General features: G+C 36.0%; 16 protein-coding genes. 2 read left to right on the top strand and 14 right to left on the bottom strand.

The genetic code is table 11. The features are described from left to right. Positions 1-15: 15 nt before the first annotated feature. The 13 genes from CPHY_RS08605 to CPHY_RS08550 form a co-directional block, all read right to left on the bottom strand. A complete protein-coding gene (locus CPHY_RS08605) occupies positions 16-828 on the bottom strand; it encodes an alpha/beta fold hydrolase (RefSeq protein ID WP_012199685.1) in 813 nt (270 codons plus the stop codon). Positions 829-981: 153 nt separating this feature from the next. Then, the gene (locus CPHY_RS08600; RefSeq protein ID WP_242657975.1) at positions 982-2,121 is read right to left on the bottom strand and encodes an aldo/keto reductase; all 1,140 of its coding nucleotides are present in this window, start codon (positions 2,119-2,121) and stop codon (positions 982-984) included. 254 nt (positions 2,122-2,375) lie between these two features. Continuing rightward, a complete protein-coding gene (locus CPHY_RS08595; RefSeq protein ID WP_012199683.1) occupies positions 2,376-3,140 on the bottom strand; it encodes a DUF3788 domain-containing protein in 765 nt (254 codons plus the stop codon). Positions 3,141-3,441: 301 nt separating this feature from the next. Next, the gene (locus CPHY_RS08590) at positions 3,442-4,137 is read right to left on the bottom strand and encodes a DsbA family oxidoreductase (RefSeq protein WP_012199682.1); all 696 of its coding nucleotides are present in this window, start codon (positions 4,135-4,137) and stop codon (positions 3,442-3,444) included. A gap of 170 nt (positions 4,138-4,307) precedes the next feature. Then, positions 4,308-4,526, bottom strand: a complete 219-nt coding sequence (locus CPHY_RS08585; protein ID WP_012199681.1) for a YdbC family protein — start codon at positions 4,524-4,526, stop codon at positions 4,308-4,310. 68 nt (positions 4,527-4,594) lie between these two features. Beyond that, positions 4,595-6,259 carry a 23S rRNA (uracil(1939)-C(5))-methyltransferase RlmD gene (rlmD, locus tag CPHY_RS08580; RefSeq protein WP_012199680.1) on the bottom strand — a complete coding sequence of 555 codons (1,665 nt, stop codon included), beginning with the start codon at positions 6,257-6,259 and terminating at the stop codon, positions 4,595-4,597. A 360-nt stretch (positions 6,260-6,619) separates the two neighbouring features. After that, on the bottom strand, positions 6,620-7,051 hold the full coding sequence (locus CPHY_RS20750; RefSeq protein ID WP_012199679.1) for a bacteriohemerythrin: 432 nt from the start codon (positions 7,049-7,051) through the stop codon (positions 6,620-6,622). 394 nt (positions 7,052-7,445) lie between these two features. Next, positions 7,446-8,717: a glycosyl hydrolase family 18 protein gene (locus tag CPHY_RS08570; RefSeq protein ID WP_012199678.1), complete on the bottom strand. Its 1,272-nt coding sequence runs from the start codon at positions 8,715-8,717 to the stop codon at positions 7,446-7,448. A 265-nt stretch (positions 8,718-8,982) separates the two neighbouring features. Then, entirely contained in the window at positions 8,983-10,251 is a 1,269-nt protein-coding gene (locus tag CPHY_RS08565; RefSeq protein ID WP_012199677.1) for an MFS transporter, read from the bottom strand. Positions 10,252-10,519: 268 nt separating this feature from the next. Then, positions 10,520-11,251, bottom strand: coding sequence for an HDIG domain-containing metalloprotein (locus CPHY_RS08560; protein WP_012199676.1), 732 nt, complete (start codon positions 11,249-11,251; stop codon positions 10,520-10,522). Continuing rightward, positions 11,248-11,415 carry a hypothetical protein gene (locus CPHY_RS21935; RefSeq protein WP_012199675.1) on the bottom strand — a complete coding sequence of 56 codons (168 nt, stop codon included), beginning with the start codon at positions 11,413-11,415 and terminating at the stop codon, positions 11,248-11,250. Before CPHY_RS21935 ends, CPHY_RS08560 begins: the two co-directional genes overlap by 4 nt. Positions 11,416-11,521: 106 nt before the next feature. Beyond that, positions 11,522-11,803, bottom strand: coding sequence for a DUF1905 domain-containing protein (locus CPHY_RS08555; RefSeq protein WP_012199674.1), 282 nt, complete (start codon positions 11,801-11,803; stop codon positions 11,522-11,524). A 213-nt stretch (positions 11,804-12,016) separates the two neighbouring features. Then, positions 12,017-12,916, bottom strand: coding sequence for a helix-turn-helix transcriptional regulator (locus CPHY_RS08550; protein ID WP_012199673.1), 900 nt, complete (start codon positions 12,914-12,916; stop codon positions 12,017-12,019). Between the two features lie 253 nt (positions 12,917-13,169). On the opposite strand from CPHY_RS08550, the gene CPHY_RS08545 reads away from it, so the two are divergent. Next, entirely contained in the window at positions 13,170-13,466 is a 297-nt protein-coding gene (locus tag CPHY_RS08545) for a hypothetical protein (RefSeq protein WP_012199672.1), read from the top strand. Positions 13,467-13,819: 353 nt separating this feature from the next. Here the strand turns inward: CPHY_RS08545 and CPHY_RS08540 are convergent, their stop codons facing one another. Continuing rightward, entirely contained in the window at positions 13,820-14,962 is a 1,143-nt protein-coding gene (locus tag CPHY_RS08540; RefSeq protein ID WP_157668685.1) for a tetratricopeptide repeat-containing glycosyltransferase, read from the bottom strand. Between the two features lie 681 nt (positions 14,963-15,643). Here CPHY_RS08540 and CPHY_RS08535 point away from each other — a divergent pair. Further along, complete coding sequence (locus CPHY_RS08535) at positions 15,644-16,687, top strand: D-alanine--D-alanine ligase family protein (protein WP_012199670.1); 1,044 nt, start codon at positions 15,644-15,646, stop codon at positions 16,685-16,687. Positions 16,688-16,692: the final 5 nt, after the last annotated feature.

The raw sequence follows: 16,692 nt of genomic DNA, 5'->3' as shown, positions 1-16,692 counted from the left end.
AAATACCTCCATAATTTATTCCTCAACAAACTTTACTAACTCTTCATTAAATTCATCCTTCTGGTCGTAGAATGTTGCATGACCACTGTAATAGAACGGTATGAGCTTTGAATTTTTAATGCTTTCGTTTTGTATTTGACCAAGTTGAAATGGGACTACCTTATCATGAATACCGTGAATAATTAAAGTTGGAACATTTATTGTCTCTAAATCTGAAAACAACACTTCATTAATCCAAGTATTAGCAATAGCCGCGGTGGCCCATCCAGCAGCCTTTAACCCTAATTGGAAGAACCAATCTGAGAATGCTTGAGTTATATGCTGAAAGAAAAAAATATTTCCAAAATCCTGAAGCATTTTTGGTCGATCTGTATACGTTCCTTGAATTATTTGGTCAACGGCTTCTTTATCTAATCCATAAGGGAAATTAGGACGCTTGATTACGCTGGGTGCTGCTGCATCAATAAGAACAAGCTTTGATACTCCATGACCTTTATGCCGAGCCATATATCGAACGGCGATTCCCCCTCCAGTTGAATGCCCTGCCAGTGTAATATTATGTAATTCTAAAGCATCAATTACAGCCCTGATATCATCTGATAATGTGTTATAATCATACCCCGTCCATGGCTTATCCGAGTTGCCAAATCCCCTCGTATCTACTCCTATGCATCTGAATCCCATCTTTGGAAGCTGATCGAACTGATATTCAAACAGATTATGATCTCCAGGCCAACCATGAATAAACAGGATTGTCTTTTCTCCTTCTTGATTAAGATCCTCTACATAGATTTTTACATTTGCTCCAGTATTAACATAATATCCCACGATAACCTCCTATAATCAAGTAACTATATTTTTGATTATTCACTTGAGAAATAATATGTTTAGGAATATTATTAAATACCAAATTACAGCAAATCGGTGATTTATTTATCCAATCAATCCGACCGAATTACAGCCATGAAGGAGCATTGAATGTTAAAAAATATCCTTCTTCGCCAACTTATAATCTGCGATTGCTAGCTTACGTCTTACATCGATACTATAAGGGCATTCTAACGTACATTTGCCGCAATCGGTGCAGCTGTCAGCTTTAACCTCCAGTTTAGAATAAAGATTCATAGCCATATCTCGATTTCCAAACCAAAAGCGCAGCCGCTCCTTTAAGGCGTAATCGGAAGCATTGGTTACGATACCGTCAGCCATTTGTCGGTCGAAATAGCCCTCATACAGGAAGATATCAGTAAACGGAATGTTCTCGGGACAAACCATGCATTTCCCACATTGTCTGCACACATAGGTACCAAGCTCAGGAGAGTTAGTATAAATGTCCTCCATCTCTTCCTCTGACATTGTTTTGAATTCATTCGCATAACGCAAATCCGCCTCTAGTAATTCTCTATTATTGATACCTGCAACGACAATGGATACCGGCTGACTGAAGGCATAACGGAACGCCTGCGGAGCAGAGCGCCACAAAAGACCGTCTGCTACCGGTTTCATTAATATAATGGCAGTATTATTCCTATGTGCTAATGGTAGCAATACCTCTTGTATCTCGGGGAAGTTGAAATGATCATAATAATTAATGGTCGTCATCACAGCCTCAAAAGGATATTCCTTTAATGCACAGATTAAGACATCGGGTTGTCCATGCATTGAGATTCCTATGTGATGAATGCGACCTTCCTTTTTCGCTTGCAATGCACCTTCCAATGCCCCACCAGGAGCAAGTATCTGATCCAGCTCCTCCATAGTTCCTACAGCATGCATAATGAGAAGATCCACATAATTCGTATTAAGATTATGTAAGCTACGATCTAAGGAGGCTAACAATCCGTCCTTGGAACGTTCTCCCGACTTTGTTGCCAGAATGAATTCCTTTCTTCTTACTGATACACATTGTCCTATCTTTCTTTCTGACTCACCATCCCCATAGCTGGCAGCAGTCTCAATATAATTACCACCCTCGTCCAGATATCGATTTAATAGATAGTTCGCCTCGCTTACTGGAATTTCAAGCAAATGAAATCCACCAAATCCAAGAATTGAAGTGTGTAAACCTGTGTTACCAAATGGCCGTTTTTGCATAATAACACCATACCTTTCTTGTATCATATATAGACATCATATCATTGTAAAATCACATGTCAATATAATAGTATGATAACAAGAAAGATGCCATCCTGCCTCCTCAACCTTATGCAAAAATGCCCAATATCAAATCTATCCACTCAACCCTATCCACTTTAAAATTGTGGATATGTTCTCACAAACGTAAAATGGGCTTCTAAGAACGAAACCTTCCACTCATCTGAAATGCTTCAATCTTTGAAACCCTTTATTTCAACCCTATTTAGTTGTAATCCCGCTTAATTTCCGTATTGTTCATACACATAAGGCAGAATTACCCATGTAACATCGTCGGCAGCAATGGTATTTGTATGGATTTCAGGTTTAAGCCCTTGATATAAATGATGTGCCTTATCGCAAGGATTTTTATGACAATTCTGGCATTTATCAACGTCATTTTCCGCCGCGCATTTCAATGAATCGCAGTTAAATCCTTTATCTAATCCCCCTGTATGGCAGCCATCACAAAACTTCATATCATCGCCCCAATACCCCCCATCGCCTACACCCCCCGCGTATACACGTATCAGCCGCTCTTTCAGCTCCTCCCGGAACTCCTCGCTGATTGTTCCACCGTTATAATGCACACATAAATCGCAACGGTGTCCGCAACTAGCATAAACCGCCTGCTCTTTTGGAAACGGCTTTCGGTTAGGCTTTTTCTTAATCAAAACAAGCTGCTTGACAGCTTCGAGCGTATGTAAATCGACAACGGAAATAAACATCCATTTGCCGTCATGATGTGTCTTGCTGTTATTGTAAATTTCCTGTATTGTCTGCGGAAATTCATTGCGCCGCGCCTCAAATAATTCACGTTCTGCTTTTCCGAAAATAACGAGAAAATCATAACTGTCTTCTCGAATATAGATAGTTAGTAGCGTTTTCCCACCTTTGCGGAATTTCAATTCATCTTTGCCATTGCCCATCTCATCTAAAACATACTTTCCTCGCAGAAAGCGCATGGTTTCCTCACTAACCTTTTGCAGTTCTATTTTTTCGCTCATTGTTGCAACCCCATATCAGCCCATAAAGGGCGTTCTTCACCAACCGTTTGCTACGAAGTACATAATACGTTTATGATACCAGAATTTGAAAAACTTTTAAAGTAAATCTTTATACTTGGAAGTATCAACTTAGTGTAAGTTTTGCTTTACATTACTATGTAAGATGCGATTGTACATTAATATTCTACAAAAAGAAGTGACGTAAGAGTATCCTCTTACGTCAAAACATGTTTCAACTATAGTTTTACTAACTTGCTATTTATCAGTTTTTTGGCGTTGTAACATAACCAAGGCAAGTAAATCAATCGCAATTTATTTTACCGCCATCCAATCGGCAGGCTGCACCTTCAGGGGAGGTTTTCTCTTGAATTTCAGCAGCACCTCGGATAGCTTGGATAATTTGTGCAAGTGGCTGTGCACCACTGATTCGATCTTTTCCATCTATGATGAGGCATGGAACCCCTTCGATGCCATATTGTTTTGCAAGAATCAAGTCTTTCTCCACCGCTTCTTTTGTATCACCACTATTGTAATGCTGCTCCCATTTCGCAAAGTCTATACCACTATGCCTGATGCACTCGCTAATGATATCCGGATCCTCAATGTTGCTGTTTTGTACGAATAAGGCATTTTGCAGAGCGTCAAAAACATCCCAATATCCAGCGTCGCCTGCAGTGAAGTATGCCGCTTTACATGCAGTAAGTGCTTTCATGGAAGCCGGGAAAGGAAATTCTGCTTTATGCATTCCAGAGATGTTAAACCGGTGCAAGTCATCATTTTGATTTGCCTGTTCCCAATGGCTCAGAATTTCGCTCTTAGCCGTTGCTCTTGAACCAAACATCTCGTCAAAGTCGCGTTCCGATTTGATCAACGCGTAAGATCGATGCACGATTTGAGCCTCTGGCATCATTTTTTGGAGCTGACGCATCCTATATGACATTGGGAAGCAAAAGCTGCATATTACATCATGAAAAAACTCTACGGTTACATTATTCATAATAACACTCCTTATCTCTTCTATTTTATAGTACGAGCAATATCCACTCATTTCTTTGTGCATCTCTTATAACCTCATATCTCCAACTGACTGTACATTCATAAGTCACTTCACTTTGTGCTCTCCCCATAAGTCAAAGCCAACACCGGAAATATGTGCTGGCTCGATTATTACCCTATCGTATTTAAGATTTCTATTAATTTCATTGTCTCATCTTTGGTCAGAGTTGTTCCCTTGCCCATCTTTTCATGTTCTGGAGCCCAGTCACGAATATCATATTTAGGCTCACCACCATTCCAACTGATGAGATTAATTTCTTTTCTCCAACCTTTAGCATTTTCAGATAATACTCCGATTTCTTCAATTATATCATATTTAATGTCTGGCATACTAATTCACCTCATTATTAGTTTATTCTGTCACATTACGACAGAAGCATCTATTACCTATTCACTTCTTACTTCATTTTATATAGCAGACAGACCGTCTCCACATGCCCCGTCCAAGGAAACATGTCCACTGGCCAAGCTTCCTTCACCTGATATCCTTTTTTTGTAAAATACTTTAAATCCCTCTGCAGCGTAACAGGATTACAGCTAATATAAACAACTCTGCTTGGTTGTACGCTCTCAACTGCATCTATAAATTGTTCTGTACTTCCTGCTCTCGGCGGATCCATGATTACTACATCTGCTTTTTCTCCTTTTTCAGCCATAGCAAGCATAAATTCTGTTGCATCTGAATTGTAGAAATGTTCATTTGTAATACCATTTCGCTTTGCATTAGCAATTGCATCTTTAATTGCTTCTTTATTTACCTCAACACCAAGTACTTCTTTCGCATTTTTACTTGCTACTAAGCCAATCGTACCGATACCGCAATACGCATCTATTACTCTTTCTTTTCCTGTTAATCCAGCTGCTTTGATCGCTAGCTGGTATAGGCGCTCTGTTTGTACAGGATTCACTTGATAAAAGGATTTTGATGATATACGGAATACATTTCCACATAGAGTATCTTCAATATATCCTTTTCCATAAAGAACAGTTTCACGGTCTCCGAGAATTAAGCTATCTGTACGATTGTTGATATTTAACACTATTGTTGTAATTTCTGGGTGAGCTTTTCTAAGAGCAGCTACAAAATTTTTCTTGGATGGTAGTATTGGAGAAGCAATAACTAAAACAACCATGATTTCGCCACTAGTGAATCCTCTTTTTACTAACACATAGCGAAGTAAGCCATATCCAGAATCTTCATCGTATGTTTTTATCTTGAAGGATTTTAACATACCACGAATTGTTCCAATTATTTCATCTGCTTTTTTATCTTCTATTAAACAAGAGGTAGTCGGAATTATTTGATGGGTTCCTTCTTTATAAACACCAGATATTATATTTCCTTTTGCATCACGTCCAAATACAGCCTGGACTTTATTTCTATAATGATAAGGATGTTCCATTCCTAGGATAGGATGAACTTTGCAAAAATCAGATAATAGTTTCGACACCTGTTTTTGTTTAATTTTTAGTTGCTCTTCATATGGAAGGTCAAGATAATGGCAACCTCCACATTTTTTAGAATGAGGACATTCATATTCCCCATATTTCTTCTTTTTGCTAGTTCTTAGTTTACTACCTTTTTCTACCGAGTTTTTTTCTTCCTTATTCTTTACTATAGTCCCCTTACTCTGAGACCTAGGGTTTGTGTTCTCTTTTTGTTCCGTTCTATAATAAGACTTTTCTGGCTTTCCATTAGATTCCTTATAAGCATTCTGGCCTTTCGCTTTATCTTTCCCAGCCATATTTCTTCTCGTAGAAGTATTTTCATTTCCAGTCATACTTACTTTGCCAGTCATACTTACTTTCTTAGAAGTATTTTCTTTTTCATTCATAATTCCTTTTCCAGTTATACTTCCTTTCGTAGAAGTATTTCCTTTTTCATTCATATTTGCTTTGCCAGTCATACTTCCTTTCGCAGAAGTATTTCCTTTTTCATTCATCTTTACTTTTCCATTCATACTTCCTTTCGTAGAAGTATTTCCTTTCCAAGTTGTATTTCCTTTCACAGTTGTGCTATTAGTCTTTTTATCGCCATTAACTCTTGGAGAATTTTTCATCATTTACTTTTCCCTTCTTCTTGACATAACCAATTATCTTTATCTTCTTTTATCTTTTCTAACTATCTTTTCTAACTATCTTTTCTTATTTGTAACTATTGTTTCTTATTATGTTATCTATCATTTTCATTTATTTCAACCATTTAAGTCCAATATACCTTTGGGGGTTTTTATTCTTTATGTTGTTAAGCTAATAAACTTCTACGCCTATCTTTTAAATTCTATCCGATTATAACAAACATAACCAAACATGTCCATAAAATACTATTGATAACTAACACAATATTTCATTTTACTATTATTTAAATCAAAGAAATAAGGGGTTTAAGCAAAATTCTCTATCCTTAATTTTGCTTAAACCCCTTATTTCTTCTTGATATTTTCAGGTTGGATTTCATTAATCATTCTCACATCTTCACTCATCATATGATTGAATACCCAAGATTGAATCATTGTTTTTATAGCCTTTAGCTCCTTATACGGATTCTTAGCTAATGCTGGACAGTCAATCTCCATAACATATTTACGAAATCCTAGATGTTCTTTAACGTGTAACTCGTAATTTGAATATCCTTTTTGACGCATTATAGTTTCTTCTGTATAGAAATGGTAGGAAACATACTCTCTGAGTTCACATACAATATCTAGTAATTCCTGTTCTTGAACACCAATGCACTTTCTAACAAGCAATTGCTCAATATCTCTTCCGATACGAAAGAACTCTTTATGTTGTTGATCTATTAATTCATCTCCTGTTTCTAACTCTTTAATCCAATCAAATGCAAAATCAAACATTTCCCACCTCTTATGTATTTAGTACTTAATTCCTATTATTAAATCTACAACGTTACAACTCGAACGTCAAGTATGAATTTGGGTCATTATTAATTTAATTGTTCAAGGTTTCTCTGTCAATATACTAATCAAGCCATTTTCCGGTTTATATATTTTTTTATATAGTACTAAAGTACCAATACATCAAATCGGATAATAAAATAATTTACAGTGGTAATTTGAACTGCTTTGATATTCCCAATAACATTCACTTTTGTCTCTCGATTTACATAAAAAGAACCTATTCTTATCTGTAGTTTGAAATACAGATATCGAATTTATTAATTTGAATCATAGCAGAAAAGTAAGCATCATGACAAACCTCATGATGCCTACAACTCTAACCTAACTCAATTTATAATATTTCAAACATTGAATTTAACAATAACCAATTTGGGCGGAATAATCTCATTAATTGCCAGTAACCAACACCTCGGAAATCATATTCTTTCACGAGATCCAATTTTGCCTTGATACTTCTTACATCTTCAAACCAAACCTCATGATCTACTCCCTCACGAGTATAGGTGAAAAATGGGGTTTGCGCTACTTCATCAAATTGGATAACCGCATTATTTGCAGCAGCGATTTGAACTGCTTCAATATTACCAATAGCTCGTGCTCTTGTCTCTCCTTTGACATAAGGAAGAGCCCAGTCATAACCATAGTTTGGAATACCCATATCAATCCTATCAACTGGTATTTGAGTTACTGCAAAATCAAGTACCTCTCTTACCTTATTGATTGGTGCCACAGCCATTGGTTCACTGTAAGTATAGCCCCATTCGTACGTCATTAAAAGAACACTATTCGCTGCCTCACCAAGCAAGCGATAATCCATACCTTCATATAATAAACCAGGCTGATTTTCACTTGTCTTAGGAGCCAATGCTACTGAAACAAAGAAGTCCTCTTCATTCATTCTTCTTGTTAATTCTGCAACAAATTCTGCAAAGCCAATCCGGTCTTCTGCTTTGATGTACTCAAAATCGACATTAACACCAACATACTGTTTTTCTTTTACCACAGCTAACAGTTCATCAATTAAATGGTCCCGAACCTCCACATTTTGTGCAACAGCGCTTACTAACGCATTGTTAAACATTCCATTTTCATCTAAAGGTGTGAGCGTTAATACAGGTCCTACCCCATGCTTTGTTGTAATTTCCAGTACCTCATCGTCATCTATTGGTATTAATTCACCTTCTGTTGTAAATCCATATGAAAAGATACTTAGATTTGTAAGATACGGAAGTGTTTGTTCTAATACTTGACGATTTACATAAGGATAAACATAACCATTGGTGGATATAATCTTATCTCTAACCCCTTCATAAGTAATGACTAGAACCTGACCTTCACTTAATTGTCGTTCCTGTATGATATACGGATTGTTACGAATCAAGCTAATGACACTAACTTGAAAATCCTGAGCTATGGAATAGAGCGTGTCTCCAGGTTTAACCTGATATATCTTGGTTGGATGCAGAATTAATAGTGCTTGACCAACCACCAAATTCTCGGGTGTATAAATCTCGTTATCAAAAATGAGACGCTGTACGGATACTCCATATTGATTTGCGATAGATAATACGCTATCACCTGGCTTTACTACATGAATTTCCATATAATTTTCCGTTTTTGTTAATCATATTACAACACAAAGAAGAATATGAATAAAACCTATTCTCTTAACCTTTATTTTAAGCAGAAGCGATATTAATTCCTTATCTTCTTAAAAATCTACACCGTACGAACTGTTTTCCAGCGTTCGGAAGTATTGCGAAAAAAGTCGCAATCATAAAGAATTTCATATTTCCTACGCCTCGTAGAACACCGTTAAAGTTGTTCATTGTGCCTATAATAACATAGTCTTTACCGTTCAGTTTTTCTTATGAATATTTCGCTTTCTTCTTTGTTTGAATTATGTATACTCCAACTATCATAATAACTGGGAATATTAAAACAGGAAGCATGCCTGCTCTTAAACCATAGGTTGTTCTATTTGCTATAAAGCCTACAATCGCTGGACCTAAGGCACAGCCCACATCTCCGGCTAAAGCTAGAATAGCAAACATCGCAGTTCCACCTTGGCGATAATTCTTTGCAGCGAGGCTAAACGTACCTGGCCACATAATTCCTACCGAGAAGCCACAGATTGCACAAGCAATTAAGGATAGAATAGGCAATGGTGAGAATATAACAGTTAGATAACTTAAGATACATAGAGCACTTGAAAGCGCCATAGCTCGTTCTAACTTAATTCTTTCTCCTTTCTTCCCATACAATGCTCTTGAGATTCCCATTAACATGGCAAATGCGCATGGCCCTAATAAGTCTCCAAAAGTTTTACTTACCTTAAGTCCCGCCTCCGCAAAATAAGATGCCCATTGAGACATCGCCTGTTCTGCAGCCCCTGAACATATCATTAATAAAAATAACCAAGCAAACAGAGAGGAAGTCAAAATACTCTTTAGCGACTTCTTTCCATTCTTATCCTCTCCTTGCGTAACAGCCTCACTATAAGTCGTAGCCTCTTCCTGATGCTCCGATAACGTACAAAGAGGTACCTTTAAAAATAATATAAGATTACCAAGAGGTATCAACATCCAAAAATAAGCTAAGAAAGGCCAGTGTTCAATACCAATTAAAAGAAAGAACAAGGTAGACAAAATTACAACTCCTACATGGCCAAAGCAATAAAAGGAATGGAGAAGACTCATTGCTTTATCTTTTTCTTTTCCTGGCAAGGATTCCACGATTGGACTAATGATCACCTCAATAATTCCACCTCCAATCGCATTGAGCGCCACTGCAATCAATAAACCTAGGTAAGGGTTGGGTAATAGCTTGGGTAATGTACCTAAGCTAATTAACCCGATTACACAGAATCCATGTGAAACGATTGCTGAGATACGATAACCTATTTTATCTATTGTTTTTGCACCAATAAAATCTACAATGATTTGAATAATAAAATTAATGGATACCATCGTTGCAATTCGTTCTAGTGAAATATCAAATTCTTTTTGAAATGTCAAAAATAACAATGCTGGAAAATTATTAATGATTGCTTGAGTTATGTACCCGAGATAGCTAGCATAAAGTGTATGATGGTATCCTAATCGTGCTTCTTGACGTGTACTCTTCAATAAACTCATGTCATTTCTCCTTTAGTTTCGTATTCTAATTTTTTTCTTGAAACAAGCTTTATTTTACACACTAAATATGAAAAGCTGTTGCATTATAATTATCCATTATTTTGCAACAGCTCTTTATTCATGACAAGAAAAAGTTTGCGAAGCGTGCTTTTCTTGTATAACTGCATAATAAGCGAGCTTTTTAAATCGCCAATCTTATCATATTATCAATATTTTGGTACTTTCTATTATTATACCATCTTTTTCCTTATCATTACAAGTACATAAGCTATACTTCTATCGATTTTGCTTTTTTTAAAAATAACTCAATCGATTCTTTTTCAGCATTTTTATCGATACCAGTCCTACCAGTTCGATCACTCCATCCAAGTATAGCTAAATCTTCACTTCTAACCTCATTTAACATTGTTTGAAGATCTCCAAACGGTAAATCTTTATTCACATATAAAATCATCATGTGCCAGCGTATTAAAGAACATACATATCTTATAAAATCTCGATCAGTTGTAAACTCAGACAAGAATTTATCTGCAAGTTCAGCTCCTACTCGGTCATGATCGTAAGAGGTTATTCTTCCTTTACGAAACCTTGTTGTCTCTGGTTTCCCGATATCGTGCAGTAAGGCTGCCCACATAATCTCTTTCGGTCTTTCACTCTTCTCCTTTTCTGCAGCAGCTACATCAACTACCATCATGGTATGAATCCAGACATTACCTTCAGGATGATACTTCGGAGATTGTTCCGTCTTTTCTAGTGAAGCTAGCATGGAAAAAGGGTACTGATTAAACTCAGGTCGGGATAATAATGTGTTTAGATAATTAGATGGCTTTTCACTCGTCATAAGCTCATGTTCCAATTCGTGAAAAAGTTTTTGAGCTTGCTCTTTGTCTCCTCCATAAGAGGGTTCTCTAAGGGAGGTGGAAGTTGAAAGATTTTTGACGGATACTCTAGACTCTTTATAATTATCCTTCTGTGTCTTTTTCCATTCTTTATGTTTCATTTTGAATTCTCCTGCATCTGTGACGCTTTTTTATGACCTGCTTTCGCTTTACCTTGGATTTCTGGTACTGGTGGCTGGTCATTTTTCTTTAAATGTAATTTATGATTGCTTTCTGTTCCATGTGGTTCTTGTGGATCTGGGCGTTTCATACCTGCTTTAGCCATAGCAAACCTCCTATAAATATACATTAGCACTTTGAAAATTAAAATTATCTTCATCGCATTTTAATAAGCACTCAATAATCTCTTGTTCGGCATTTTTAATTTTACGTTATTTCTTATTTGGCTGCCGCTCTTTAATAGTAACTTTAACCATGTCTCCTGGTTGTTTTTGTATTTCAGCCCTTATCTTTTTTTGTATTCCTATAATGTGGCATGGAGTCCCCATTCTAACTAAACTTCCTTCATAAACAACACCATCGAAGGTGGCTGTAACTGGAACTCTACCTTTTTGAAACTCTTGTTTCACATCAAAGGGAATCTCTACATAAGCTCCATCAATATCAGGTACTTTCTTTATGATTGCATCAAATTCATATATTTTTTCATTCATGTATGCTGCTCCAATTTTTCTTTTTTCGTACTTGAAAACATGCCTACTTAGTAGTCATGTTTCCCTATTTAATTTAAATCATCTTCGTCCCTATACTCAAACTTTTTGTACACAATAAATTATTAATTAAGACATAGCACTTAAAAAAAAATTAAAATTTACCCAAAATAAAATATTTCTTGTACACACTTAATATCTCAAAAGAGAAGAATTTTATTCGTATTTATGCAATGCATTGCGATAGATAGTTTTCATCTGTTCTTTTATATAATCTGGTGAAATGACCTCAACTTTATCCTCAAAAGACAAAATTAAATTATAGATCCACGATGTTGGAGCTTGAAACGTTACAAGATAATTTCCATCATCAAGTTTTTTAATCTCGTCTTCTTGAAATTCATCAAATACTCGATAGGATAAAGAATGATCTAATTTTAATATGATTTGTTCCATATTTACTTCATTTTGATATATGATTTCATCCAAATCGATTGGTGGTACTTCAATCGAAAATTTCTTTGAATTCATCTTAAGATTTTTAACTCTTCGTAGCTTAAAGATACGATAATCTTTTTTTTCTTTGCAATAAGCATATAAATACCACGATTGTGCTTTAAATATAAGCTTTAGCGGAAAAACAATTCTTTTTGACTCATGTCCAGATGAATTATGATAAATCATTTCTAATTCCTGTTTTTCAAGAATTGCCTGTTTTATTAATTCAAATTTTTCTTTTTCTTCCGAATTACTTCCCCATCTAGAAAAATCAACTTCAATCCAAGATGCTTCTTTTTTACCAAAAATAGAACTTAGTTTTCTAAGCGTAGCATCCTCTGAACGGTTAACTGCATGTAACCCTTGTAAAGAAGCCAAAATATTTTCTTGTTCTTTTTCAGATAGTACCGCTTTATTAAGGACATAAGATTCCATTAAAGAAATCCCTCCACCTTTACCTTTCGTTGTATAGACTGGTATTCCGGCTAAGGAAAGCGCGTCAATATCACGGTATATTGTTCTAACGGATACCTCAAAATGCTCTGCTAACTCTTTAGCTGTCATACTTTTTTTATTCAAGAGCAGGTAAGTAATTTCAAACAAACGATTACCTTGCATTCCTATCACCTCATACTTTAAATTTGTAATATTATAACTTACCCTGTGTGGCAAGTTTATGTCACGTATTTTAAATCTTCTTTACATTTACTTGAAAATGCAAGTTACAAAAACAACAATGATTTGATAAAAATTAATATCTAAATAAGAAGAAAAAATTTTAAATAGAACTTATTTATGAAAATAAGCTCAATTTTTGTCACATAGCAGATTCTAAATTCATATCTTATATTATAAATATAAAAAGAAAGGAATGATTATATGTGTAATTTTGGTTGTAATTTTGGTTGCGGTGGCGGTTGCTTCGGTGGCGGTTGCTTTGGTGGCGGCTGCTTCGGTGGCTGTGGATGTAGAAGAGACTGCGATTTCCGTAGAGATTGCGATTGCCGTAGAGACTGTGATTTCCGTAGAGACTGTGATTGCCGTAGAGACTGCGATTGTCGTAGAGACTGCGATTGTCGTAGAGACTGTGATTTCCGCAGAGATTGCTGCTGCCGTAGATTCTGCGGATGCTTCAGATGCTTCTAATCTTAAACGGATGTATCTCTAACATCTAGTGTTTTTTACGAATAGAGTGTAAAAAGTACTTTAGTGAAAATCATATGAGATAATCTATATACAAGGAAAAGCACGCTTTGCGAGCTTTTCCTTGTCATAAAAAAGTGGCTACACAATTTTAGACTCCACAGATCTTTTTTTGATGGCGAAGCCACTTTGAAGACGAAGATACTTTGCCTTCAAACCCATAATGTGAGTGCGCATAAAAATGGGAGCATTGCAAAATAGCTAATTCGTAGCTATCGAGCGATGCTCCTCTTTTTTATGCAATGTCAGCAACCCGTTTCACGGTCTGCTCGTAGTTCCTTGTAATCTGTACCTAATTTATATAAATTACTTATCTAACTAATCCTTTTCTTTTTTTCTTTGGTTAACCGCTTCCCAAATTCGATCCTCCTGCATCTCTTTTTCCTGCTCCATAAATATAATATTATTTTTAATTCGTTCGTCCTCAGGTGATAATCTAGCTGCTTGCTTTGCATACTCAATAGCGCTGTCAACTAATCCAAGATTTATACATGCAAGCGAGCCAAGATCATAAATATCGGAGTTCCACCCACGTGGATCACTCGGATAACCTAATGTATTTAATTCTTTTATTTTAAGTGCATCCGTAACTGCATAGTAGACTGTATTCCAATCCTGTTTACCATAGGCAAGAAAAGCTAGTTCTATATAAGCGTCACGAATATACGGAATCTCTGCTATCGCTTTTAACATCCACGCTTTTGCTTGCAGATAATCTCCCTTCGCATCATAAGAACGTCCAATAAATCGCATCGAAGCACTTCGTTCCTCGCTCCATTCTGAAAGCGGATGATTTAAATATTTTTTAAGAGTTAGAATTGCATCATCATATCGATTCACAAACATATACTCTCTTCCAAGATAATGTAAGTTTCTAATATCATTCGGGAATTCTTTCATTGCGAGCTCTAATAACTCAACATTAAAACTGCGATCTTTTGATTTATCCGGATAATGTTCCACCACTAGTCCAGGTATGAACACATCTTCTGCCTTCCCCTTTCCTGTATATTCTAAAACCTCATGAGTTGGGTAAATCCAATGATAATTTTTTCTTGCATGTATTCGATGCTGTACAAACTGAACCGCAGGACTTCCATCCGGATTAAAACTCCAGATGTATTGGTATCTACCCAGGCAGCTGTTTGGTTGCCATACTTCTTCTAATGCCTCTCTCCATCCAACATTAATAACTTCATCCACATCAAGAGCTACACAGATATCAACATCTTCTGGTATAAACTTTAATAACTCATTTCGTGCTTTATCAAATCTCCACGGTTTTATTGGAATCTCATACACGATAGCGCCATTTTCTTTAAATTTTTGAACCGTTTTATCTGTAGAACCAGTATCCCCTATGATTACCATGTCAGCTTCTTTTAAATTCGCCATGAAACGATGTACAAATTGCTCTTCGTCCTTACATACTGCATATACACATACCTTATACTTGCTCATCTTCGCTCCTTTTTCATATTCGAATATACTTTTTTGAATATGTTCCATTTGATAAAATGAAGCATATTCTATATTGGAATTCTTGTTTTCATAACTATCATATGACATAAAAATAAGTCCGATACTACTGAGGTTTTCACTGATTAACTTTTCGCTTATGCGGCTATGAAGCTTTAAATATCAATAAAAACAAAGTATTTTTTCACTTTAAGCTCCTTACTATTTCTAAGGTGTGGACACTTTGTAGCGACTTCCAATGGGGTAAGTAACACCCCTCGTAGATCCCCTTATTTTGGTGATTTTTGAGCAATTTCTTAAGAATTAAAAAGCTTAACAAAATCTTTATGCGGGTCATCAATTTCTCTATTGACATCATAATAAAAAAGTATAGAATTTCCTTGAATATCTAATGAATATCTATGGTTAAAACTAAAATAACTATGGGATATCCTAGATTAATTATGATTAATATCCTATGATTAATTACGATTGTTAGCCATGATTAATTACAATTGTTAGCCTATGATTAATTACAATTGTTAGCCTATGATTAATTACGATTGTTAGCCTATGATTAATTATGATTGATATCCTATAACTACCTGTTATTGAGACTCCATAAATATAAATGTCAGACATTCAAGCAACGATAAAAAATCATCAAAGGAACGGTGAAAGTTTATGGAAAATGATGCAAATGGCAGCTTGGGAGATGAAGCTGACCCTTATTCCAAACTACGGGTTGGAATAACTTATAATTTAAAGAAAGGGATTCGTACCGAAGTCATTGATGCAGAAGCTGAATATGACAGCATCGATACGGTTCTAGCCATCAAAAACGCTTTAGAATGTGACAATTGCCACATAGAATTAATGGAGGCAGATACTGATTTGCCCAAACGGCTGAAAGAAACGCCGGTCGATATTGTGTTTAACATAGCAGAAGGGTTAAAAGGAAGAGGCCGAGAAGCTGAGGTTCCTGCAGTCCTTAATATGTTTAACATTCCATTTACCGGTTCGGACGAAACAACCCTATGCCTTGCACTAGATAAGGCACTTTGTAAACGAGTTTTATCCACCTATCGCATCAGAACACCGAAATACCGAGTGTTTACCAAAGACGATAATCGCCTTAATACTAACTTTTCTTTTCCATGCATCGTAAAGCCAAATGCAGAAGGTTCCAGTAAAGGTATCTCCGATATTTGTATTGCTACGAATAAGGAAGAGTTGAAAACACTCGTAACAGATAATATCAAGGCTTATGGCCAGGATATGTTAGTGGAAGAATACATCGATGGTAGAGAATTTACTGTTGGCGTACTTGGAAATGGCGATGATGTTCATGTATTCTCCCCTATGGAAATTATCTATCTCAAGAAAAATAAATTTAATATTTACAGCTTTAATGTTAAGCAAGATTATAAAAAATTAATTCGCTATGAATGCCCATCGAAACTTGATCCTGATATCGAAGAGGAAATGGTTTTCATGGCTAAAAAGATATTTAAAGTCCTAAGTTGCCACGATTTTTCCAGAATCGATTTTAGGCTAAATTCAGAGGGAAAACCTTATTTTATCGAAATAAATCCTCTCCCTGGTTTGGCTCCTGGTTATAGCGACTTTCCAATGCTGGCTGAGTTTTGTGGAATGGACTATGTTACATTAGTTCGCAGTATTCTAAGAAACGCACTCCATCGGAATGGTCTTCCATTTCAAATCTAATTAGG

It is taken from the genome of Lachnoclostridium phytofermentans ISDg, assembly GCF_000018685.1.
GTDB lineage: Bacteria > Bacillota > Clostridia > Lachnospirales > Lachnospiraceae > Lachnoclostridium > Lachnoclostridium phytofermentans.
This window is presented reverse-complemented; position numbering and strand designations above follow the sequence as displayed.